A 20,899-nucleotide genomic window follows, 5' to 3' on the forward strand; every position below is an offset into this window, starting at 1 on the left:
AGGCAGAGTCAGAGGCGGCCTGAACCCCGCCGAAAGGATTTTTCCGGCGCAGTAATCACCCGCGCGGTGTGTACTGGACCAGCGGATTTCGACATGCTAACGAGGTGAATTGGCACTGATGCCTAGTGTAGCTTATCATTATGACTACATTCATTAGTTGCATTTCCATCATCGCCAAAAACCCCGCTTTTGGGACAGGCTCTAGCTAGCCCTCGTTTACCGACGCCGGAAAAACCTGTTTGTCCAGGCTTCGCCCCCACAAGGCAGCACCCTCCCATCGGGCAACAAGGTCGCCGCGGAACACGCCTGCGCCGCGGTCATGGGGCTGTTGGCGAGAAAAGATGTCTGGAATATGTGTTCATCTCGCTGCCAATCTGATGGGCGTTGCTCCGCTGACCTGCGGAACAATCCCGTTTTTTCTCTCCAGGCCCATACAAAACCGATTCAGGCCGGTGTCTATTGAAGCGAAGATATAGAGAATCCATGCAACTACGAAATCAAAGCCCCAAATTGTTCAGTGGAAGCTCGCGTTTGGTCTGGGTCATTGTGATTGGGTGCCTTCTGACTGTCCTCATTGCAGTTCTTTTGCCCGCCTCGCATATTGTCGAAGGCCATTCGGATTCTGCCAATTTAAATGCGCATTCAATGCCGCACGAGGGCTTCCGGGCCGAGGGCGCGGAGGGCGGTGGCCCTTCGGTGCTCAAGTCGCCTTCCACCGCAGAGGAAGTTGTCGCCGCCAAACTCAGCCAGTTCGCCCATTACCGGCACAGAGTTGTCAAAGCGATGGCCAGACATTTCAAAATCCAAATCCCTGCCGATGTGGAAGCCTTCTTTGGGGCTGCCGAGGCGGGGAACTGGGATGAGATTAAGGCACGCTTCAAGGCACTCTCTGAGCGCCATGACGCCGTGCCTAGGTCGCACGACCTCGATGTAGTCTGGCATGCAATCCTGGAAACCTACGGAGCCGCTGAGCAGGGCCACATGTGGCCCGCGCAGAAGCTGCTGGATTACGGCAACGCGATCCTTGGCTCGCTTCATCCTGGAATGATTTACGTCGGAGGGACTGACCCGGGCTGTTTCATCCCCACTTTCCTCAACGACACCAGCGACGGCGAGCGCCACATTACGCTTACACAAAACGCCCTGGCCGACGATACCTACCTGAATTACTTGAGTTTCATGTATGGAGACCGGCTCAATACCCTCACCCAGGATGACCGCAACCTGGCATTCCGGAATTATGTCGCCGATTTCCAAAAGCGCCAGGCGCATGACCAACAGTTCCCGGACGAACCCAAACAACTACTGCCCGGCGAAGAGATTCGAAGCGCGGATGGAACCCTCACGCCATACGGTGCCCTCTCTGTGATGGCGGTGAACGAATCCCTGTTTCAATCGTTGCTACAAAAGAACTCCGATGCCTCTTTCGCATTGGAGGAGTCCTTTCCATTCAAGTCCACCTACGCCAGCGCCAGCACCCTTGGTCCCATCATGGAATTGAGAGTTCAGGGCCAACAGGACGCCCTCAGCCAGAACCGTGTCGATCAGTCCTTGGAATATTGGCAGCAGACCGCTCAGGAGCTTCTTTCCCAACCCGACACTTCTGAGGATGGTGCCGTCAGCAGGACCTTCTCCAAAATGGCCACGGCGCAGGCGAACCTGTTCCGAGACCGCAACTACCCTGCGCAAGCGGAGGAAACCTTCCAACTGGCCACTCAAATCTGCCCCTACAATCCCGAGGCGGTCCTCGGTTACATCAACCTGCTCCTGTCACAGGGGAGGTTTCAAGACGCGGCTGTGGTGGCGCAAAACGCGGTGCAAGCTGCCCCGGAAAATACCCAGTTCCGCGCCTTGCTCCAGGCGCTGAATAACAAGGCGAAGACTAATTGGGTAGCGAGGAAACCGGCGTTTGAGGCTGTTGACGATTGGTGTGGTTATCTTTCCAATTGCGCGATTGAATTTCACTGCCCGAGGGAGAGTCATCCAGATAGGGCCTGGGAACCCGCCCCTGTTACCTAAAGCGGTTTTGGAGCGGGCAGCGCAATGAGGTTTGCCCAACGTGAGGCCAGGGCCAAAACGCCCACACGCGAGCAACGAAACAGCTTGGAAAACAAAAAAGCCGTTCCGCATCGCACGGAACGGCATTATTCAGCCAGGCATGAACTTTCAGGCTAGGCCGTAAAGGATTTGCCACAGCCGCAACTCTGGCGCGCATTGGGATTGGAAATCTTAAAGCCGCCGGCACTCAGGCTGTCGCTGAAATCCACCACCGCCCCGCGGATATACTGCGCGCTGAACGGGTCCACCAGAACGCTCACGCCGTGCATTTCCATAGCGAAATCGTCAGCGCGTTTCTCATCGAACGTCATCGAGTATTGCATTCCGGAGCACCCCCCCTGCTCGACGTACACCCGAAGCAGTTTTCCGCTGTTCTCTGGCTTTTGAAGCAGCGAACGCACTTCCTCAGCGGCCGCAGGCGTCAACTGCACGGCCGATTCGGAAGCAATGGTCTCATTCATAAGCTCTCTGAAACAAACCCTAAGCCGCATCCACAGCGATGTCAATAATTGCAGCGGTGGTTTGGGACATATGTTCGCGTCCGAGCGCTGAAGGCGCGATTCATCAGAAGATGAGGGAGAAGCATTGCCAGATTAGAGATGCAGTTCATGCTACGGACTCCCTCAGTAGCGGTTTTGAAATGAATAGCTCCCGCTAAGCGTTCAGGGGCGCCGCCGCTACTGGGCCAGGCGTTGCCGGCGCAACGACCACTTCGATACCTCGCGCGCGCAGACCGTCGATGAGGTCCATCGGGGCCCGCGCATCCGTCACGATCGTGTTCACAGAATCCAAATCACATAATGGCAGCACCGATTTGCGGCCAAACTTCGTATGATCAAAACAAAAAATCACTTTTTGCGCCGCCTGTATCATCGCCCGCTGAATCTCGATGAGCAGGCCGTGCGAATTGGTAATGCCGTCGAGCGATACACCGCCCGCGCTCATGATCGCCACGTCGGCGTGCATCCGCAAAAAGGCATCTACCGCCAGCGGCCCCACCAAAACGCCGAGCCGGGGGTAAATAACCCCGCCGGAAACAATCACCTCCAGACGGTTCGCTGACGCAAAATGGTTCGCCACTGGAAGCGAATTGGTAATTATCTGCGGCGCCTTGGCCTCCAGATAACGTGCGGTGTGATAAACCGTTGTTCCTGCGTCTATGATGATGCTCTGGTTGGGCTGGATCAGCTCCGCACACGCGCGCCCAATCGTCTCTTTCTCGGCCAAATGATGCGTATCCCGCGCAGTAAACAGGAATTCATCCGACCGGGGAGCTACCAAACGGGCACCTCCGTGCGTTCGGCGTAATGACCCTGACGTTTCCAAGGACGAAAGGTCCCGGCGAACTGTGGAAATGGACGCATGAACCTGGTCTGCAATCTCTTCTAAGGACGCAAACTCAACCTTTTGCAGGTATTCCGCAATTCGCTCTTTGCGCTGTTCTGACTGCATCTGACAGGATCATGGCAGAATATGGAATATTTTGCAATATATTTGTTGACTTAGTTCAGAATACGACGTAAAACATTCACAAATGGTCGCTTCTGCACCATCTACTTTGCACAGGGCCGTGGTTGAGCACATGGTCCGTCAGGCCGTGTATCAGCGGCTAGGCAAGCCGTTGCCTTCACGGGCGGCAGCACCCAATCCGTTGGTCGTGAATGTCAGCGCGCGCCATTGCCATCTCACTCCGGAGGCTGTCGAGGTTCTTTTTGGAAAGGGCCACCAACTGACTCCGCACAAGTGGCTTTATCAGGACGGCCAATTTGCGGCGAAAGAAACGCTCACTTTGATAGGTCCACGCAGCCGGGTCATCTCCAACCTCCGCATCCTGGGGCCGTGCCGGAATTTCAACCAGGTTGAATTGGCATATACAGATGGCATCGCGTTGGGATTCGAGCTGCCGTTGCGCATTTCCGGCGACATCAAAGGGACGCTGGGCAGCATGCTGATGGGGCCGGCTGGATTTTTTGAGATGCAGGAGGGCGTTATCCGGGCGCTGCGTCATGTGCATATGTCGCCGGAAGACGCGAACTATTATGAGGTCAAACCCGGCGCTGAAATGCGGCTCAGAATTGGGGGCCCTTGCGGGTTAATTTTGGATAAGCTCCTGGTCCGCGTGGATAAGAGCTTCAAACTGGAAGTCCATATAGACACCGATGAAGGCAATGCCTGCAACCTGCAGCCTGAAACCCCCTGTGAACTGATGGAAGCATAACCCTTTATCCGCTTTCTCCACATTTACCCATCCACTCCATTATCAATGAATTAACTATATGAGCGAAGCATTAGGCATGATAGAAACCAAAGGCTACGTCGGCAGCGTCGAGGCCAGTGACGCGATGGTCAAGGCCGCCAACGTGAATCTGATCAAAACCATACCAATCGGCGGCGGCTTAATCACCGTGCTGTGCCGGGGTGATGTGGGTAGCGTCAAAGCTGCCGTCGATGCAGGGTCCAAAGCGGCAGCGAAAGTCGGCGAACTGGCGAGCTCGCATATCCTGGCGCGGCCACACGAGGATTTGCTGAGGTCTTTCCTGGGCGAAGCCGCCAACGCGAAGCCCAAATGAGGTTCGACCGGGCACAACCAACGATTCACAAACCAAAATTCTTATGAGTCAACAAGCAATCGGAATGATCGAATGCAAAGGCTTATGCCCTTTGCTGGAGGCCTGCGATGCCGCTCTCAAATCCGCCAACGTCACCCTCGTGGGCTGGGAGAAAATCGGCAGCGGGTACGTCACCGGCTTTTTCCGGGGGGATGTCGCTGCCGTGAAAGCCGCAACCGACGCGGGCGCGGCTGCAGCGGCGCAAGTCGGCCAGGTCATCAGCGTGCAGGTCATCCCGCGCCCGCATGAAGGGCTATCCGTCCTGGGCCGGTGGCTGCAATAGGCAGGCCGCAGACACCCTCGGGATACCCAAGCGCATGAAATCCATGCCTTACGTCTCCTACAAAGGTTTGGAACTGACCTTTTCATTCGCCCTCCGATGAAAATACTTGTCGCCAATTTGGGCTCGACCTCGTTGAAGTGGCGGCTGTTCGATTTCACAAGCGGCCAGGAACAGCTTCTGCACAAAGGCGGCTTCGAACGGGTAGCCGATCACGCCAAGGCAATCGGCGATTGCCTCGTCCAACTAAAGGACGCCGACGCCATCCAGAGCGACACCGACCTTGCGGCCGTGGGTTTTAAAACGATAATGGCTCGAGGCGTCAACGGCTGTGTGCGACTCGATGAAAGAGTCCTCAAGGCGATGGAGGCCTTCAACGGAATCGCTCCCGCGCATAATCCGCCCTACATAACAGGAATCCGGCTGTTCGCGCAGAGAATGCCGTCTGTGCCGCTGGTGGGGTTGTTTGAAACCGCCTTTTATCAGTGGATGCCGCCCGCGGCAGTTCGCTATGCGGTCCCGGAAGAATGGCACAACCTGGGCGTTCGGCGCTGGGGCTTTCACGGGGCCAGTCATAAGTATATTGCCGAACGCTCCGCCGAACTGCTGGGCCGCGAGGATGTCGCCAAACGGGTGCGACAATTGTATGTCAATGTCGCCGCAACGCCTGTGAGCCAGCCTGACCTGCGTATCATCTCTTGTCATTTGGGCGGCAGCTCGTCCATAACCGGCATCCTCAATGGCCTGGCCATTGGAACCAGTATGGGCCTGAGCCCCCAATCCGGTTTGCCGCAGAATAACCGGGTCGGTGACCTGGATTCATTCGCGCTGCCATTCCTGATGCGCACCGCCGGGCTGACGCTCGACGACGCCGAAACCATTCTCTGCCAGAATTCGGGCCTCAAAGCCCTCTCGGGCGGTCTGAATGATATACGTGACATCCTACAGGCCGCAGCGGGAGGCAATGCCCGCGCTCAACTGGCCCTGGAAGTGTTCGTACAGCAGACCCGCCACTGGATTGGCTCATTCCTGGCACAACTAAACGGCGCGGATGCCCTGGTCTTCACGGCGGGCATCGGCGAGAACCGGGCCGAGCTTCGCAAATCGATTTGCTCAAATCTCGATCAGTTGGGGGTCCTGCTGGATGAGGAAAAAAATGATTCGACACGGGCAAAGGAAGCGCTGATTAGCACCCCGGATTCACCGGTGAAGGTCCTGGTCATCCCCACCAACGAGGAACTGGTTGTGGCGCGCGAAGTGAAGCGCTTTTTGGAAAAAATGCAGGCCGAGCAGCAGCGGAACGCCGCCCAGCCCAGGCGGCCTCGCGATTATACTGACAAGTTCAAAATCACCACTCTCAAAACAAAACTAACAAAGCATTAACTTATGGCACATCAAGCAATAGGACTTATTGAAACCCGCGGGTTGGTGGCCCTGGTGGAAGGCACCGACGCAATGCTCAAGGCGGCAAACGTCGAGTTGGCGGGGCCCATGACACAAGTCGGCAACGCCCTGGTCACCGCCGTCGTTGTGGGCGACGTGGCCGCTGTCAAAGCGGCCACTGATGCCGGCGCCCAGGCCATCAAGGCCATCAAAGGCGAGCTGGTCAGCGTCCACGTCATCGCCCGGCCTCACGCGGATGTGGAAGCCGTGCTGCCCAAAAAGCCGGTAGCCAAGCAATAATCCACCAACCTGACCTATGTTTCTGGCCCGGGTTGAAGGCGCGGTGGTCGCCACAAAAAAGGACCCCTCCATGAGCGGACGCAAGTTGCTCCTGGTCCGGCCCCAATTGGTCGATGAAAAAGACCCAACTCAGTTTCGTCCCGGTATGAATACCATCGTGGCGGTGGATACACTGGGGGCGGGGATTGGGGAGTTGGTGATGTTTTGCCAGGGCAGCTCTGCCCGCCTGGCGTCAAGCCTGAAGGATGCCCCCGTCGATGCGGTCATTATCGGCATTGTCGATACCGTCGATGTCCTGGGAAAGCAAATCTATAACGCAAAGACATGAGCGCCGTGAACGAAGCTTTGATTCGGGATGTGGTAGCCGAAGTGCTGGGGCGCCTGGGCCAGGCCCCCGGCAAAAATGGAACCTCTGCTCCCGTCCCACCCAGCGAGCCTTGCGGTTGCTCTCATCCTGCGCAACCCAGCGCCGCCAGTTCGGGCGGGGGCCGGCATGGGGTATTTCAAAATGCAGAAGCCGCCTGCGCCGCCGCTCAGCAGGCCTTTGTGCAGTTGAAACAAAAGGGGGTCGCTGCCCGGGCGAAAGTTGTTGAAATAGTCAAAACACTGGCGGAGTCCAATGCCGTCGAGTGGGGAAAACTTGAATTGGATGAGACGAAAATCGGGCGGCTGGATCACAAGATCGAAAAGCTGAAGATTATCAAATTAGTGCCTGGCGTCGAGTGGCTGCACCCGGACGGACGCAGCGGCGATCACGGCATCACGCTGGAAGAATACACGCCCTTCGGCGTGGTGGCGGCCATTACGCCCTCGACTCATTCGGTCCCCACTTTGAGCGGCAATATCGTCAATATTGTTGCTGCGGGTAATAGCGTCGTGTTCAACCCTCACCCATCCGCAGCCCGATGCGCCGCCGTCGCAGTCGCTGAATTCAACAAGGCTTTCGAACGCGAGGTCGGCATCGAGAATTTGGTCACAATAATCGAGCATCCCACCATCGAATCGTTCAAAGCTATCTGCAGTCACGACGCCGTCCGGCTTCTCTGTGTGACCGGCGGGCCGGGGGTGGTCAAGGCCGCGATGCAAACCGGCAAACGCGCCATCTGCGCCGGGCCAGGCAACCCGCCTGTCGTGGTCGATGACACCGCTTGCATGAAACGCGCCGCCAAGTCGATTATCGCCGGCGCCGCCTATGATAACAACCTGCTCTGCATCGGGGAGAAGGAGGTCTTTGTGCTGGGTAGCGTGGCGGACGAGTTGATGGAGGAAATGGAAAAAGCGGGCGCCGTTCGGCTTAACGCCGGCCAGGTCGAACGCCTCACAAAGGAAGCGTTCGCTTTTAAGGAAGGCCAGGGCGCAGGGTGCCCTGAACCGATGGTCAACAAAGCCCTCATCGGCAAAGATGCCCGAGTGCTGGCCAAAGCCGCCGGCGCAACCGTGCCAGATAAAAGCGAGCTGTTGTTTGGCGAAACGGACAGGGACCACCTCTTTGTCAGAGAGGAACAGATGATGCCCTTCATCCCGATTGTGCGGGTCAGCTCAGTCGAAGAGGGAATCCAGGCGGCTGTGGCAGCCGAGCACAATTACAAACACACCTCGATCATTCACTCACACAATGTGGAACACATGACCGCGATGGCCCGGGCTCTGGACACGACTCTGTTTATCAAAAACGGCCCGTGCATGGCGGGCCTCGGCCTCGGCGGTGAGGGCTATCTGAGTTATTCCATCGCGACACCGACTGGCGAAGGAGTGACCAACCCAAAGACCTTTTGCCGGGTGCGCCGCTGTGTGATGGTCGATAACCTGCGCATTTACTGAGTATGGTCCTCGCTCGCGTTGAAGGCAATGTTGTGGCCACCCGCAAGCATCCCGGCTTCGAAGGGTGGCGGCTGGTGATTTGTCAGCCCATCAACCAGGCAGGGGTTGCCGAGGGCGCGCCGCAGGTCTCTATCGACCCCCACGGCGCCGGGCTGCACCAGCGTGTGATTATTTCCTCCGATGGCGCAGCCGCCCGCGTCCTGGTTGGCGACGACAAAAGCCCCGCCCGCTGGTCGGTCATTGCCATCGTCGATGAGCAGCAACCCGGATGAAGTTCGATGAGACTTGGCAACGTCATTGGCCGCGTAACACTGAGCGCCACCCTCCCCTCTCTCACCGGAGCCCGCTGGTTGGTCGTCTCTCCATTTGCTCGCGAGCAATTCTCGAAGGGCTTGGCCACATCCGCCACCCTCAGCAAAGAACCCAGCCTGATTGTCTATGATAACCTGGGCGGCGGAGTCGGCCAGCCAATCGGCTTTGAGGAAGGCCGTGAAGCGGCTTGCCCATTTGATGGCCCCACGCCCATTGATGCAATCAACGTCGCCTTAATCGACGAGCTCTTTTACAAACCACTCAACCCATGAAGCAGGTTTTCAGTGTCCGTGATTTGGAAGAGATGCTGCGCGCCGGCAAAGATGTCCATGCGCTGCCGCAGGATGCATTGTTGACGCCCTCAGCGCGTGACTTCCTGCTGGACCTTGCCAAGGACAACGGGGGTTTTGACGCAAGAAAGCCTGAGACGGCCACGCCGCGCAATCCAGTCATCGCTCCTTCCTCGAAAAGCTCAAAAGCCGAGATCGAGGCCTTCTTCAAGTCTCCGCAAATTAACGACCTGAAGCTCCAGATTTGCGATATTGGCCGCCGCCTCTGGCAGCGTGCGTACGTGGATGGCAATGGCGGTAACATCGCGATCCGAGTAAGCGATGACATCGCGCTTTGCACCCCCACGCTGGTCTCCAAAGGTTTCATGAAACCGGAAGACATGTGCTTGGTGGACCTCGAAGGCAACCAACTCTGTGGTGAGAAAAAGCGCACGAGCGAAATTCTCATGCACCTGCAAATAATGAAGCGGCAGCCGCGCGCGGTAGCCACGGTTCATTGCCACCCGCCCTATAGCACCGGCTTTGCGGTGGCGGGTATTCAACCGCCCACCTGCATGATTCCGGAATTCGAGGTGTTCGCCTCGGTGGCCATTGCCCCGTATCGCACGCCCGGCACACCGGAGATGGGCAAGCTGGTTGCCGACCTTGTCGATAAACATAACACCATCCTCATGGCCAACCACGGGGTGGTCACCTGGAGCCACAACAACCTCGAGGACGCCTACTTTAAAATGGAGATTCTCGAGGCCTACTGCCGCACAGTCGTTGTTGCCTCCCAATTAGGGAAACCCGTCAACACCATGACTCCTGCCCAATTGCAGGACCTGCTTAAAATCAAACAAAGCCTCGGCATACCCGACCCACGGTTTGGCCTGAAAGAATGCGAACTGTGCGACAACGAGGGCTGGCGTCCCGGCGTGACCTGCGCACTGCAGGCCCACAACGGCGGGCAAGACACTGCGGTCACGCCGCCTGACCCTGCCGCCGAGGCCCTTATCCAAACCATTACCGATCAGATCATGTCCGGCCTCACGCCCGGTCACAAGTAACCGCGAATTTTTTATGAAAATCACCATTATCGGCGGCGGAGGCCGGGTTGGCTCGTGCGCAGCCTATGCCCTGCAGTGCGAAGGACTGATGGCCGAGCTGCAAATTCTTGACGCCAATAAAGACCTCATGGAAGGCGAGGCCCTTGATTTGCTTCATGGCTCGGCATTTGCCGGCGATCAAAAAATCTACCCCGGCGATTACGCGCGCGCTGCGGATAGTGACTTGTTCCTGATCACCGCTGGCCTGCGCCGTAAACCGGATGAATCGCGGCTGGACCTCATCAACCGCAATGTAACCCTTTTCCTGCAGATTCTCGACAGCATCAAATCCGCAGGGATGCGGCCCGATGCCCACGTCCTGGTTGTGTCAAACCCAGTGGATATCCTTACCCACTTGGCTGTACGAAAGCTGGGGTTGCCTTGGCAGCAGGTCTATGGCCTGGGCACCATGCTCGATACCTGCCGCTTCAGCTCGTTTATCGCCGACGAACTCAAGCTGGCTCCTACCCAGGTCAAAGCCCTCATCCTGGGCGAGCACGGCGATTCCATGGTGCCCATTTGGTCCAGCGCAACCGTCAATGGCTTGCCCTTGTCCGGCTTGCCCGAGTGCACCCCCGGCTTTCAGAATGCCGTCTTCGAGCGGACCAAAGGCAGCGGGGCGGAGGTGATTAAGAAAAAGGGGGGCGCCGGTTGGGCGGTCGGAGTTGCCATTCGCGAAGTGGTTCACACGGTCCTATTGAACAAAAAATCCCTTCTTCCGGTTTCAAGCCTGGCGCAAGGGGTGTATGGGATTGATAAGATTTGCTTGAGCTTGCCCTCTGTGTTGGGCCGCAAGGGCATTGAACGACAGGTCGAACTCAAGCTGTGGCCCAAGGAACAAATGGCATTGCAGCAATCCGCCCGCGCCTTGAAAGAGACGCTCGCAAAGGCCGGCGCCTGATCCGCTGGTTTGCCGGCCCATGAAATCCCTCGATGCCAAATTGGCGCAAATAAGAGCCAACCCGGCAACGACGGCCTTCATCATCGCCGATGCCAAAGATGCCGACATGGCATTCGGAACCCGGGCTCCGGGCCCGCGCGCTTATCTCTCCAAACGCGGAGAGCGGCCAGCGCGCTTCTCGCCGGAAATCTGGAGCCGAGCGGATTACGGCTACCGAAACCTGCCGGAGTTTTTGGACATCATCCGTGAGGTGGTTCACCAGGGGGTGATCGACATCCTGCTCATGTCGGCATACGTCAACGAGCAACTCACAATCAAGGAAGGTCTCTTTCGCAGTTCCCATGTCACTCCCGCCGCCCGCGCCAACGACGCCACCGATGTCTGGGCTGTGCGCCACGGCTGCTATACCGCTGAACCGGCGCAACCTTTTCGCACCGCCACCATTGATCACATTCAATGCGGCAAAATCGAGTGCGACCGTTCCGCCGAGAGTTTTCCAGGCGCCAATCTCGGTCTCTACTCGGTCACGTTCGTCAACAACCTCGAACAAGACCGGGAAACCCTCCTTGCTTTCAAAGAATTCCGCGAAGAAGCCGAGCGGAAAAACTTCCGTTATTTCCTGGAAGTCTTTGACCCGAATATCGCCAGTGGGATTCCTGCGGAAAAACTGGGCGAGTTCATTAATGACAATATCCTGCGCAGCCTGGCCGGCGTGCCGGAGTCCGGGCGGCCACTGTTTCTGAAGATTGTCTATCACGGCCCGCGGGCGATGGAGGAGTTGGCCCAGTACGACCCCAATCTCATTGTCGGCATTCTGGGCGGAAGCGCCGGCACGACTTACGACGCCTTTAAGCTAATTCATGAGGCGCAGAAATACGGGGCGCGGGTCGCCCTGTTTGGGCGCAAGATCAACAATGCCGAACATCAACTGGCTTTTATCGAGATGCTGCGCCTGATCACCGACGGCAAACTTTCTCCTGAAGAGGCGGTGCGGGCTTATCACGGCGTGTTGGAAGCCAAAAACATCAAACCCAAGTTGCCGCTGGAACAGGACCTCGAATTGACCGATGCGGCCATGAGTTATCGCGCCAATCGAAACGCCCGAACCCTCGTCAGCCTTTCTACGAACCGCTTACCGGCCGCGGCATCGAATACGACAGAGCGCAGCAACCTGCGCGCGACCGGCGCGGCCAATCGAGCCAAAATGGCCGACAACTCCTGGCCAAAAAAAACCGACGGCTCTCCCGACTTCGATAAAATGGATACGCACCAGCGCCGCGCTTACGATCACCACCGTTTAACCCGCAAATTTGGCTGAACCGTTTCCAAAAGCTTGCGTTCAGGCTAAAAGATGGGACATTTCTCTGACTTCGATGAGTAGCGAGCAACCGATAGAACTCGAAGGCACCATCGCCACTGTCTTGCCGGGAACGATGTTTCGGGTCAAGCTGGACAATGCGCACGAGGTGCTGGCTCATCTCTCGGGTAAGATGCGCAAGCACTTCGTCCGTCTGACCGTTGGTGATCGTGTCCGGCTCGAAATGTCCCCTTACGACCTGAGCAAGGCCCGCATTACTTATCGCCTCCGTTGATGGGGTGAGGTCCCCATATCCGTAAAAGGTCCTAAAATTGAAAGATAGCGTTTCGCCAAGGGGGGAATTGCGAGTTGTTGTTGGAAAAGCGGCGGCATCTTCGAGGTGTCGCCGCTTTGATCATAATTCATCCTTCTTCCTTCATACTTTCGCGTTTATAGTGGCGCAGCCGTGATAAATCCTGCCGGGACATCACCCGAATCGTTGACTGCGGGCTCCGCTGCGCCCTCGCGTGATCCGTATGCGGTGCTGCGCAACCGCGACCTGCTGCTGTACCTGGTTGGCCGGTTCATGTCCTCATTGGGCCAGCAGATGCTGACTGTTGCGGTGGGCTGGGAACTTTACGAGCGCACCAATTCCGCATTGGCTCTGGGTTTGGTGGGGTTGACTCAAATGGTTCCGATGATCCTGTTCACGTTACCGGCTGGTCATGTGGCCGACAATCATGATCGCAAACGCATCATCGTTCTAATGACCTTTCTCATTGGCCTCGCCAGCCTGGGGCTGACCTGGATTTCGAGCCGGCACGCTGACGTTTTTTGGATTTATTTCTGCCTCTTTGTTGCCGGCACGGCCCGCACCTTTTTATGGCCGGCCAGTTCCGCTTTCCTGCCTCATCTGGTTTCCCGCCAGCAGTTCTCAAAAGCCGTCACTTGGAGCAGCGGCAGCTTCCAGCTTTCATCCGTGGTGGGTCCTGCGGCGGGCGGCGCCCTCATCGCAGCCACTCACAGTGCAGCCCCGGTTTACGCCGCCAATGCCGCCGCCTCACTATTATGCCTGACTCTCATTAGCCTCGTCAGCCGAAGCCATGTGGTGGCCATCAAAGAGAAAATGACCCTCAAAAACCTGATCGTTGGCTTCAACTTTGTCTTTTCCAACCCGATCATCCTGGGAACAATTACGCTGGACCTTTTTGCCGTGCTCCTGGGCGGCGCCACGGCACTATTGCCGGTTTATGCCAAGGACATCCTGCGCGCCGGCCCGAGGGGGCTTGGCTTTTTGCAAGCGGCTTTGCCTTTGGGTTCTCTGGTCTGCGCGCTATTCCTGGCTCACAGGCGTCCGCTTCAGAAAGCCGGCAGGACCATGCTCTGGGCGGTTGCTATCTTCGGGCTGACCACAATCGTATTTGGCTTTTCGCGCTGGTTCTGGTTGTCGATGCTGATGCTCTTTGTCTGCGGGGCTGTGGATAACATCAGCGTCGTTGTCCGGCACACCCTGGTGCAACTGCTTACTCCTGATGAAAAGCGCGGGCGCGTCTCGGCCGTCAATAGCCTGTTCATCGGGACCTCCAATGAGTTAGGCGGTTTCGAGTCGGGCACCGTTGCCTACTGGTTGGGACCGGTCTTCTCGGTGGTCTCGGGAGGGATCGGGACGGTGTTGGTGGTTATCGCCGTAGCCGTGCTCTGGCCGCAAATCCGCGCCTACGGGCGATTGGACGCCGGGTAGCAAACGACCCTTAACCGGGTGATTCAGGAATCCCTGTTCGCGTCTGTTCCGCCCTGGGCATTTTCGACCAATTCCTTGATCCGCTGGGCGTCAGCTTTTCGATGTCCATGGCTCGCCAGCGGATCGCTTCCGCCGGAGGACTCGACTAAAATATCCGACCAGATGATGCCGGTCTTGATATGGACAGACGCCACTTTGCTAATGCTGATCGTCATCTCGTCCTGGTTGAACCAGGAGCGCTTGCGCCTTGTAACGGCCTTATCGGTCACCTCAATAACAGTGGGGAAGAGGAAATTGCCTCTCGTCCAACGGCTGGCCTTGAAAATCTCTTCTGGCATAAGGCGGTTCCGCAGCTTGGCCGACCGATGGCCTTTCGCCGCGTCGGGGGCTGCTTTGGACTGTCAGAGTAGGGTGGAGAGCGCGGAGATGTCAACCAGAGCGATTTGTTTGTTTGTCACCAAAACGCTGGCTCCCGCTTGCGCCATCCCGCGCGAAGCGTCGTGGACTGAGCCAGTCCTGCTCTAATGCCTACCCGTACCTAGGCCACCAAGGCGAGGAGGAGCAAGAGCAAGAGTATGAGTATGAGTATGACATAGAGGCGGAGCGGACACTGGCGCAACAAGGCCGGACCGGGCATTTAACTCATGCAGCGCTGGGACGAAGCCCTGGCGCGCCGCCGCTGGCGCTTTTGGGCTGAGGTGATGTGCCCGCCCCTAATTTCATTGACCCTTCCGATGCCTTAGGCTTTTCTTTCCGTATGCATCGAGCCTCTGTTGTCCTTGACGCTATTTAATCTTATGAGCTCTCACCGAACACTCTCGCGCCGTTCTTTTCTCAAAACTCTTGGCATGGCCGCTGCGGCCGCACCGTTCGTCACCACGGGTTGGGCAGCCCGCTCACCGAACAGCGTGTTGCGCCACGCCAGCTTCGGCGCCAGCGGTATGGCTTGGGCTGACCTCAATGAGCTGACCAAGTTCAAGGCGCTAGAACTAGTCGCCGTCGCCGAAGTGGACCTGAACCGAACCGAGGAGCTGAAGAAAAAATTCCCCCAGACCAGGATTTATCAAGATTGGCGGGAGTTGCTTGACACCGAAGGCCACGGCATTGATTCGGTCAACGTGTCCACCCCAGACCACATGCACGCCGTCATGGGCATGAGCGCCATTCAACTGGGCAAGCACGTTTATGGCCAAAAACCCCTCGCCCACGATTTGCATGAGGTCCGCAAGCTCACTGAGGCGGCTGCCCGCAAGAAAGTGGTCACGCAAATGGGAATCCAAATCCATGCGACCAGCGATTACCAACTCGCTACGATACTGGTTCAATCCGGGGCCATCGGCAAAATCAAGGAAGTCCACTCCTGGTGCCCCAAATCCTGGGGCGACCCCACGCCCCGCCCGGACCGCTCGGACCCGGTGCCCCAAGGCTTCGACTGGAAACTGTGGCTGGGGGTATGCACCGAGCGGCCCTTCCTCGGCGAGGCCTATTATCACCCGGCCAACTGGCGAAAACGTCTCGACTTCGGCACCGGGACGTTCGGGGACATGGGCTGTCACATCTTTGACCCGGTATTCGATGCCCTGCAACTCTCGGCGCCGCTCTCGGTGCGTTCGAGCGGAGTAGCCCCCAACCAATGGAACTGGGCCATGGATTCGCACATCGAATATATTTTCCCGGGCACATCCTTCACGGCCGAACCCCAGGTGATACTGACTTGGTATGACGGGGGAGCCAAACCACCTGCCGAAATCCTGGCTCTGTTGGAGGGAGACGAACGACCGAATACCGGCTCGATCTTCGTTGGAACCCAGGGCACGCTGGTCTTGCCGCACGTCTCACGCCCATTGCTCTATCCTGATAAAAAGTTCAAAGACCTGAAATTTCCTGAAGTCGAGTCGCGTGATCATTGGGGCGAGTTCGTTAAGGCCTGTTTGGGGCGCGACCGGACGCTGGCAAATTTTGGTTACGCCGGACCATTGACTGAGTCAGTGCTGCTAGGAGGTGTGGCTTCTCGATTCCCGAACACCACGTTGCGCTGGAACCCCACCCGGCTAGAATTCGACTTGACCGCAGCCAACCGGTTCATCCGGCGTGAGTACCGGCCTGGCTGGGGCGTTAAAGGCTTGAGTTGGAGTGTGTAAGCCTTGAACTCAAATCGTTACACCGCTGTCACCCCGATGTCACATTCCCGTGATTGTTCGCGCCGCAGCCCCATGTTATTGCATCCGGTGGTGAGATCCAAAATCCTCGTGATCGATGACGAGCCTGAGGCGGTCGAGTTGGTCGAGTTTAATCTCGCCCAGGCAGGCTTTGATGTCCTCAAGGCAACCGATGGCGCCGAGGCCCTCAAAAAGGCCCACGCCATGATTCCGAGCTTGATCATTTTGGATTTGATGCTGCCTGAAATCGATGGATTGGAGGTATGCAAAATCCTCCGGCGCGATACGGCAACCGCTGCTATTCCGATTGTGATGGTGACCGCCAAGGCTGCCGAAATTGATCGTATCTTGGGGTTGGAACTGGGCGCCGACGAATATATCTGCAAACCGTTCAGCCCCCGCGAATTGGTCTTGCGCGTTAAAAAGCTGCTGCAACGCACCCAGGCCGCAACCGCAGAACCGGACCTGCACAGATTTGGCGAACTGGTGATTGATCCCCCCCGGCACCTGGTCAGTTGGCGGGGCAAGCAGATCGAGTTAACAGCCACGGAATTCAAGCTGCTTTTGCTCCTGGCCCAAAGACGCGGCCGGGTGCAGTCTCGCGAGCAACTGCTGCGCGATGTCTGGGAATATAACAACCTTATTGATACTCGCACGGTGGATACTCATATGCGCCGGTTGCGTGAAAAGCTTGGGCCTGCGGCAAAATTCCTCGATACCGTGCGCGGTGTAGGCTATCGTTTCCTTGAGGCCTAGCAGCCGAAGGGCGCATTTCGGGCTGTGGACCTCGGACTTTCTATGCTATGGCCTATTGTGACCATGGTCCTGGCGCTGGCGCTGCTGGTCCTGAACGGCTGGTGGCGGGCGCGCTTTGAACGCGCCCAACGAACCGCCGCAAAGGAACTCGAACGGCTCCGCCGCTCTCAGGCCCAGTCCACTCTCGAGGTCCAGACCCGCCAGGAAGCTCTCTTCAACAGCATGGCCGAAGGACTCCTGCTCCTGGATCAGGGCGGTCGTGTGCAACTGGCAAACCGCGCCGTTACGGCCTTATTTGGGATCACCAATGACATCCGCTCTCGCACGATTATGGAGGCGCTGCGCCTGCACGAACTGGCCGAGTTGGTCGAGTTTCTGGGGCCGCGAAGGCAAGTGCTGGGTTTTGAGCTGAAGCTGGCGCGCCCTACCGAGCGCTGGCTGCAGGTCAATGGGGCAGCTATCTTTAACGGGGCCGGAAAAAGACAAGGCACTATTCTTGTTTTCCACGATTTGACCCGCCTCAAGCGCCTGGAAAGTTCGCGCCAGGACTTCGTTGCAAACGTCAGCCATGAATTGCGCACCCCGCTCTCCCTCATTAAGGGTTACGTTGAAACCCTGCTGGATGGGGCCAAGGACAACCCGGTGGTGGCCAATAAATTCCTGCAGACTATCGATCGCAACGCGGAGCGATTAAAGCTCTTGATCGAGGATTTGCTCACCATCTCGGAATTGGAATCGGGCCGCATCCAGCTCAATCTCCAGACCATCCCCTTAAAGCCCCTGGTTGCCAAGGTCCTGAGCGATTTCAAATCCCGTGCCCAGGCCAGGCAGACCAGCCTGGTGGACAATGTTCCAGACATGCAGATTCGGGCCGATGCGGACCGGCTCGAACAGGTCTTGTGTAACTTGATTGACAACGCGATCAAGTACGGTCGGTCGGCGGGGACCGTCACCGTAAGCGCCCGGGCTCTTGGTGACGCCCAAATCGAGGTGTGTGTCCAGGACGACGGTCCGGGAATCCCCCCTGACTCCATCGAACGTGTGTTCGAGCGGTTTTATCGAGTTGATAAGGCCCGCTCCCGCGAACAAGGCGGCACAGGGCTGGGCTTATCCATCGTAAAACATATCGTGCAAAGCCATAGCGGGCGAGCCTGGGCAAGGAGCCAGCTTGGTCAAGGGGCCTCGTTCTACTTTACACTTCCAGACAGCGAGGGATTACAGGAACGCGGACTCCCGGAAAGCTCGTCCCTCCGGGAAGGCAGAGTTGCACAAGGCTCTGAACTTCCCCAATTGAGAAATGAGGCCCGAGGGCTTGCTCAGAACGCCGGAGTTGGGCAAGTTAAGCCTATCACACAATGAACCGACGCCAATTCCTGCACACCGGCGCTTCGCTTGCCGCCATCGCATTTACATCCCAGGCAGCGCCGCACCATTCCGCAACCGAAGCCCCCTTCGACTCCAGCGGGGCACAGGCACCTCCGCTGGGCCACCCCATCCTCAGCGGTTCGGGCGAGTTTCGCTTCGAGTTCGTACCAGACAAGCTCATGCTTCCACCCGATGTGAAGATGAAAAACGGGCATGGCCTCTGCCGGGATGCCCAGGGCAACATCTATTTCACCTACGAACCGGAAAGCCTTGAGGACCAGACCCGCTCACTGGTGCGCTTTGCGCCGGATGGAACCAACCCAGTGTTGCTGGGAGCCGACAACGCCCTGGCCCGAGGCGTGCCGCACGGCCTGAATATTGCCGTCGAACCGGATGGCCGGGCCGTGCTGTATCACGCCAACAATGATGCCACTGTCCATAAGACCACTCTCGAAGGCCAGGTGCTTTGGACCCAGAAATGGAGCCCTCAAATGGGCAATTACAAGCCCACCGATTCGGTTGCTTCGCCCGCCAACGACCGGGTCTTCGTTGCTGACGGTTATGGCAGCAGCATGGTCCACGCCCTCAAGACAGCCGATGGCGTCTATGCCGGCAAATCCTGGGGCGGCCTGGGTTCAGCCCATGGCGAGCTGAACTGCCCGCACGGAATCACCTACGATTCGAGGCGCAAGCTGCTGCTCACAGCCGACCGCGGCAACAAGCGGCTTGAGTATTTCACTTTGCGCGGGGCTTACCACAGCACGATCGAGGCGAAGGAAATCACCGCTCCCTGCAATGCGGACATTCGGGGGGATTACGTGCTGGTTCCTGACCTGGACGGGCCAATGATTATTTTAGACGGCGACAACAAGGTCGTATCGGTTATTGAAGTTGGCAAACTACTCGGACCACACGGCTTCCGCCATCCGCACGATGCGATCTGGCTCGAAAATGGGGACATCGCCGTCTGCACGTGGAATCCGGGCCGGCTGGGCTATTGGAAGCACCTGACCTCTTAAATCACCGTCCCATGCGGGAGCACGCCGCTTTTTGGAATAATGACAATCCCGTCGCGGATGTAATAACTGGGGTGGTCCACTTTTTCGGGTTTGCCTGCGGGGGAGATCACGACGTTATCGCCAATGCGCGCGTTTTTATCGACGATGGTGTTTTCGATGCGGCAATTGGACCCAATGCCAATGCGGGGTTTGCCGGCCTTTTCGTGTTGGAGGATGGATTCATAGGATTCATAATAATCGCTTCCTAAGACAATTGACCGGCGCAACACGGTTCCCGGCCCCACGATGGAACGTAATCCGACAATGCTGCTGGAAATTGATGCGCGGCTGATAATACAACCATCAGAAATCACCGCGTGATCGATTTCAGCCCCGTTGATTTTTGAGCCAGGCAAAAAGCGCGGGCGGGTGAAGATCGGCGAGGCCATATCGAAGAAGTTGAACCGGGGGAGTTCGCTGGTGAGGTCCAGGTTGGCATCGAAGAAGGCGCGGATAGTGCCGATATCTTCCCAGTACCCCTGAAAGACAAAGGAAGACACACGCCGATTTTGGATGGCTTGGGGAATAATGTGTTTGCCGAAATCTGTCAGAGTATTCTCCAGGCTTTGAAAAATGACTTCCCGGTTGAACACGTAAATGCCCATCGAGGCTAGAAAGAACTCCCCTTCGCCGCGGATGCCCAGCGATTGGTACCAGGCGGGATCGACTCGCAACGAATCCTGCACCTGCGGGTCGGACGGTTTCTCGACGAACCGGGTGATGCGCCGGTCCGCATCGATTTGCATTATGCCCAAGGCGGGTGTTTCGCTGCGGCGCACGGGGATCGTGGCGATAGTGATATCCGCCCCGCTCTCAGCGTGCTGGTGAATGATCGGACGAAAATCCATCCGATACAATTGGTCCCCGCTTAGAATCAGCAAGCGGTCCCAATCATGGTTGCGGAAATGAATCATGTTCTTGCGAACGGCATCCGCAGTGCCCTGGTACCAAGAATCATCCGTGTAAGTTTGCTCGGCTGCCAGGATTTCGACGAAACCGCCTGAGAAATAGTCAAAGCGGTACGACTGCGCGATGTGGCGGTGGAGCGAGGCCGAATTGAACTGCGTCAGCAGGTAAATTCGCCTCAGACCGGAATTGATGCAGTTGGAAATGGGCACATCGACCAGGCGATATTTGCCCGCCAAAGGGACAGCCGGTTTGGCCCGCTCCTTGGTCAAAGGAAACAAGCGGGTGCCTTGGCCACCGCCCATAATAACCGACAACACGCGGCTGGTGTTAATCGTTTGGCGGCCCGTTTGTGAGATGAAATCCATGAATTGTCAAGCGCCATGGGAGTATAGGGTCTTTACGGAACGATGCGCAAGCTTTGTCACGAAATCCGCGAAATCCTCGAAATCCACGAAATCCTCGCCAGAAAATCCAAGGCCAATGAGGTCAGTCCCAAATCTATGTAGTAGACGACGTAAGAAGCCTCAGATCAAGATTGTCAGCCAGCGGCCTTTGGTTCACCCGGAAGTTGC

The 20,899-nt window shown here is 57.3% G+C and carries 23 protein-coding genes; 19 read left to right on the forward strand and 4 right to left on the reverse strand.

Going from position 1 to position 20,899, the window contains the following annotated elements; translation table 11 throughout:
* Window positions 1-483: 483 nt before the first annotated feature.
* Entirely contained in the window at window positions 484-2,019 is a 1,536-nt protein-coding gene (locus tag VG146_22360; GenBank protein ID HEV2395103.1) for a tetratricopeptide repeat protein, read from the forward strand.
* 152 nt (window positions 2,020-2,171) lie between these two features.
* Here VG146_22360 and erpA read toward each other — a convergent pair whose 3' ends face one another.
* A complete protein-coding gene (gene erpA, locus VG146_22365; GenBank protein ID HEV2395104.1) occupies window positions 2,172-2,519 on the reverse strand; it encodes an iron-sulfur cluster insertion protein ErpA in 348 nt (115 codons plus the stop codon).
* 193 nt (window positions 2,520-2,712) lie between these two features.
* Entirely contained in the window at window positions 2,713-3,510 is a 798-nt protein-coding gene (locus VG146_22370; GenBank protein HEV2395105.1) for a DeoR/GlpR family DNA-binding transcription regulator, read from the reverse strand.
* 82 nt (window positions 3,511-3,592) lie between these two features.
* On the opposite strand from VG146_22370, the gene VG146_22375 reads away from it, so the two are divergent.
* From VG146_22375 to VG146_22440, 14 genes are all read left to right on the forward strand, one after another.
* Entirely contained in the window at window positions 3,593-4,276 is a 684-nt protein-coding gene (locus VG146_22375) for a phosphate propanoyltransferase (protein ID HEV2395106.1), read from the forward strand.
* A gap of 58 nt (window positions 4,277-4,334) precedes the next feature.
* Window positions 4,335-4,628, forward strand: a complete 294-nt coding sequence (locus VG146_22380; GenBank protein HEV2395107.1) for a BMC domain-containing protein — start codon at window positions 4,335-4,337, stop codon at window positions 4,626-4,628.
* A 43-nt stretch (window positions 4,629-4,671) separates the two neighbouring features.
* On the forward strand, window positions 4,672-4,950 hold the full coding sequence (locus tag VG146_22385) for a BMC domain-containing protein (GenBank protein HEV2395108.1): 279 nt from the start codon (window positions 4,672-4,674) through the stop codon (window positions 4,948-4,950).
* A gap of 96 nt (window positions 4,951-5,046) precedes the next feature.
* Window positions 5,047-6,330 (forward strand): acetate kinase, encoded by a 1,284-nt coding sequence (locus VG146_22390; GenBank protein HEV2395109.1) that lies wholly within the window; start codon window positions 5,047-5,049, stop codon window positions 6,328-6,330.
* A 3-nt stretch (window positions 6,331-6,333) separates the two neighbouring features.
* Window positions 6,334-6,630, forward strand: coding sequence for a BMC domain-containing protein (locus tag VG146_22395; GenBank protein ID HEV2395110.1), 297 nt, complete (start codon window positions 6,334-6,336; stop codon window positions 6,628-6,630).
* 16 nt (window positions 6,631-6,646) lie between these two features.
* Window positions 6,647-6,958 carry a EutN/CcmL family microcompartment protein gene (locus tag VG146_22400; GenBank protein ID HEV2395111.1) on the forward strand — a complete coding sequence of 104 codons (312 nt, stop codon included), beginning with the start codon at window positions 6,647-6,649 and terminating at the stop codon, window positions 6,956-6,958.
* Entirely contained in the window at window positions 6,955-8,451 is a 1,497-nt protein-coding gene (locus tag VG146_22405) for an aldehyde dehydrogenase (GenBank protein ID HEV2395112.1), read from the forward strand. Before VG146_22400 ends, VG146_22405 begins: the two co-directional genes overlap by 4 nt.
* Window positions 8,452-8,453: 2 nt before the next feature.
* Window positions 8,454-8,723, forward strand: a complete 270-nt coding sequence (locus VG146_22410; protein HEV2395113.1) for a EutN/CcmL family microcompartment protein — start codon at window positions 8,454-8,456, stop codon at window positions 8,721-8,723.
* Window positions 8,724-8,729: 6 nt separating this feature from the next.
* Window positions 8,730-9,035: a EutN/CcmL family microcompartment protein gene (locus VG146_22415; protein HEV2395114.1), complete on the forward strand. Its 306-nt coding sequence runs from the start codon at window positions 8,730-8,732 to the stop codon at window positions 9,033-9,035.
* A complete protein-coding gene (locus tag VG146_22420) occupies window positions 9,032-10,102 on the forward strand; it encodes a class II aldolase/adducin family protein (GenBank protein HEV2395115.1) in 1,071 nt (356 codons plus the stop codon). The genes VG146_22415 and VG146_22420 overlap by 4 nt, the downstream gene beginning before the upstream one ends.
* Window positions 10,103-10,115: 13 nt before the next feature.
* On the forward strand, window positions 10,116-11,042 hold the full coding sequence (locus tag VG146_22425) for a lactate/malate dehydrogenase family protein (protein ID HEV2395116.1): 927 nt from the start codon (window positions 10,116-10,118) through the stop codon (window positions 11,040-11,042).
* A gap of 19 nt (window positions 11,043-11,061) precedes the next feature.
* Window positions 11,062-12,360 carry a hypothetical protein gene (locus VG146_22430; protein ID HEV2395117.1) on the forward strand — a complete coding sequence of 433 codons (1,299 nt, stop codon included), beginning with the start codon at window positions 11,062-11,064 and terminating at the stop codon, window positions 12,358-12,360.
* A gap of 55 nt (window positions 12,361-12,415) precedes the next feature.
* On the forward strand, window positions 12,416-12,634 hold the full coding sequence (gene infA / locus VG146_22435; GenBank protein ID HEV2395118.1) for a translation initiation factor IF-1: 219 nt from the start codon (window positions 12,416-12,418) through the stop codon (window positions 12,632-12,634).
* Between the two features lie 171 nt (window positions 12,635-12,805).
* Window positions 12,806-14,080: an MFS transporter gene (locus tag VG146_22440; GenBank protein ID HEV2395119.1), complete on the forward strand. Its 1,275-nt coding sequence runs from the start codon at window positions 12,806-12,808 to the stop codon at window positions 14,078-14,080.
* Between the two features lie 23 nt (window positions 14,081-14,103).
* Here VG146_22440 and VG146_22445 read toward each other — a convergent pair whose 3' ends face one another.
* On the reverse strand, window positions 14,104-14,418 hold the full coding sequence (locus VG146_22445; GenBank protein HEV2395120.1) for a hypothetical protein: 315 nt from the start codon (window positions 14,416-14,418) through the stop codon (window positions 14,104-14,106).
* Between the two features lie 459 nt (window positions 14,419-14,877).
* On the opposite strand from VG146_22445, the gene VG146_22450 reads away from it, so the two are divergent.
* The 4 genes from VG146_22450 to VG146_22465 all read left to right on the forward strand — a co-directional run bounded on the left by VG146_22450 (window position 14,878) and on the right by VG146_22465 (window position 19,379).
* On the forward strand, window positions 14,878-16,221 hold the full coding sequence (locus tag VG146_22450) for a Gfo/Idh/MocA family oxidoreductase (protein ID HEV2395121.1): 1,344 nt from the start codon (window positions 14,878-14,880) through the stop codon (window positions 16,219-16,221).
* A gap of 90 nt (window positions 16,222-16,311) precedes the next feature.
* Complete coding sequence (locus VG146_22455) at window positions 16,312-16,995, forward strand: response regulator transcription factor (protein ID HEV2395122.1); 684 nt, start codon at window positions 16,312-16,314, stop codon at window positions 16,993-16,995.
* Between the two features lie 42 nt (window positions 16,996-17,037).
* Complete coding sequence (locus tag VG146_22460) at window positions 17,038-18,354, forward strand: ATP-binding protein (GenBank protein ID HEV2395123.1); 1,317 nt, start codon at window positions 17,038-17,040, stop codon at window positions 18,352-18,354.
* On the forward strand, window positions 18,351-19,379 hold the full coding sequence (locus VG146_22465; protein ID HEV2395124.1) for a hypothetical protein: 1,029 nt from the start codon (window positions 18,351-18,353) through the stop codon (window positions 19,377-19,379). Before VG146_22460 ends, VG146_22465 begins: the two co-directional genes overlap by 4 nt.
* Here VG146_22465 and VG146_22470 read toward each other — a convergent pair.
* On the reverse strand, window positions 19,376-20,692 hold the full coding sequence (locus VG146_22470; GenBank protein ID HEV2395125.1) for a glucose-1-phosphate adenylyltransferase: 1,317 nt from the start codon (window positions 20,690-20,692) through the stop codon (window positions 19,376-19,378). The genes VG146_22465 and VG146_22470 overlap by 4 nt on opposite strands.
* Window positions 20,693-20,899: the final 207 nt, after the last annotated feature.

Source organism: Verrucomicrobiia bacterium (genome assembly GCA_035946615.1).
Taxonomy (GTDB): domain Bacteria; phylum Verrucomicrobiota; class Verrucomicrobiia; order Limisphaerales; family UBA8199; genus DASYZB01.

Bases quoted from the DNA above. Each gene is read 5' to 3' on its own strand.
- VG146_22360 (HEV2395103.1), top strand. From the start codon at position 484: ATGCAACTACGAAATCAAAGCCCCAAATTGTTCAGTGGAAGCTCGCGT.
- erpA (HEV2395104.1), bottom strand. From the start codon at position 2,519: ATGAATGAGACCATTGCTTCCGAATCGGCCGTGCAGTTGACGCCTGCG.
- VG146_22370 (HEV2395105.1), bottom strand. From the start codon at position 3,510: ATGCAGTCAGAACAGCGCAAAGAGCGAATTGCGGAATACCTGCAAAAG.
- VG146_22375 (HEV2395106.1), top strand. From the start codon at position 3,593: ATGGTCGCTTCTGCACCATCTACTTTGCACAGGGCCGTGGTTGAGCAC.
- VG146_22380 (HEV2395107.1), top strand. From the start codon at position 4,335: ATGAGCGAAGCATTAGGCATGATAGAAACCAAAGGCTACGTCGGCAGC.
- VG146_22385 (HEV2395108.1), top strand. From the start codon at position 4,672: ATGAGTCAACAAGCAATCGGAATGATCGAATGCAAAGGCTTATGCCCT.
- VG146_22390 (HEV2395109.1), top strand. From the start codon at position 5,047: ATGAAAATACTTGTCGCCAATTTGGGCTCGACCTCGTTGAAGTGGCGG.
- VG146_22395 (HEV2395110.1), top strand. From the start codon at position 6,334: ATGGCACATCAAGCAATAGGACTTATTGAAACCCGCGGGTTGGTGGCC.
- VG146_22400 (HEV2395111.1), top strand. From the start codon at position 6,647: ATGTTTCTGGCCCGGGTTGAAGGCGCGGTGGTCGCCACAAAAAAGGAC.
- VG146_22405 (HEV2395112.1), top strand. From the start codon at position 6,955: ATGAGCGCCGTGAACGAAGCTTTGATTCGGGATGTGGTAGCCGAAGTG.
- VG146_22410 (HEV2395113.1), top strand. From the start codon at position 8,454: ATGGTCCTCGCTCGCGTTGAAGGCAATGTTGTGGCCACCCGCAAGCAT.
- VG146_22415 (HEV2395114.1), top strand. From the start codon at position 8,730: ATGAGACTTGGCAACGTCATTGGCCGCGTAACACTGAGCGCCACCCTC.
- VG146_22420 (HEV2395115.1), top strand. From the start codon at position 9,032: ATGAAGCAGGTTTTCAGTGTCCGTGATTTGGAAGAGATGCTGCGCGCC.
- VG146_22425 (HEV2395116.1), top strand. From the start codon at position 10,116: ATGAAAATCACCATTATCGGCGGCGGAGGCCGGGTTGGCTCGTGCGCA.
- VG146_22430 (HEV2395117.1), top strand. From the start codon at position 11,062: ATGAAATCCCTCGATGCCAAATTGGCGCAAATAAGAGCCAACCCGGCA.
- infA (HEV2395118.1), top strand. From the start codon at position 12,416: ATGAGTAGCGAGCAACCGATAGAACTCGAAGGCACCATCGCCACTGTC.
- VG146_22445 (HEV2395120.1), bottom strand. From the start codon at position 14,418: ATGCCAGAAGAGATTTTCAAGGCCAGCCGTTGGACGAGAGGCAATTTC.
- VG146_22450 (HEV2395121.1), top strand. From the start codon at position 14,878: ATGAGCTCTCACCGAACACTCTCGCGCCGTTCTTTTCTCAAAACTCTT.
- VG146_22460 (HEV2395123.1), top strand. From the start codon at position 17,038: ATGCTATGGCCTATTGTGACCATGGTCCTGGCGCTGGCGCTGCTGGTC.
- VG146_22465 (HEV2395124.1), top strand. From the start codon at position 18,351: ATGAACCGACGCCAATTCCTGCACACCGGCGCTTCGCTTGCCGCCATC.
- VG146_22470 (HEV2395125.1), bottom strand. From the start codon at position 20,692: ATGGATTTCATCTCACAAACGGGCCGCCAAACGATTAACACCAGCCGC.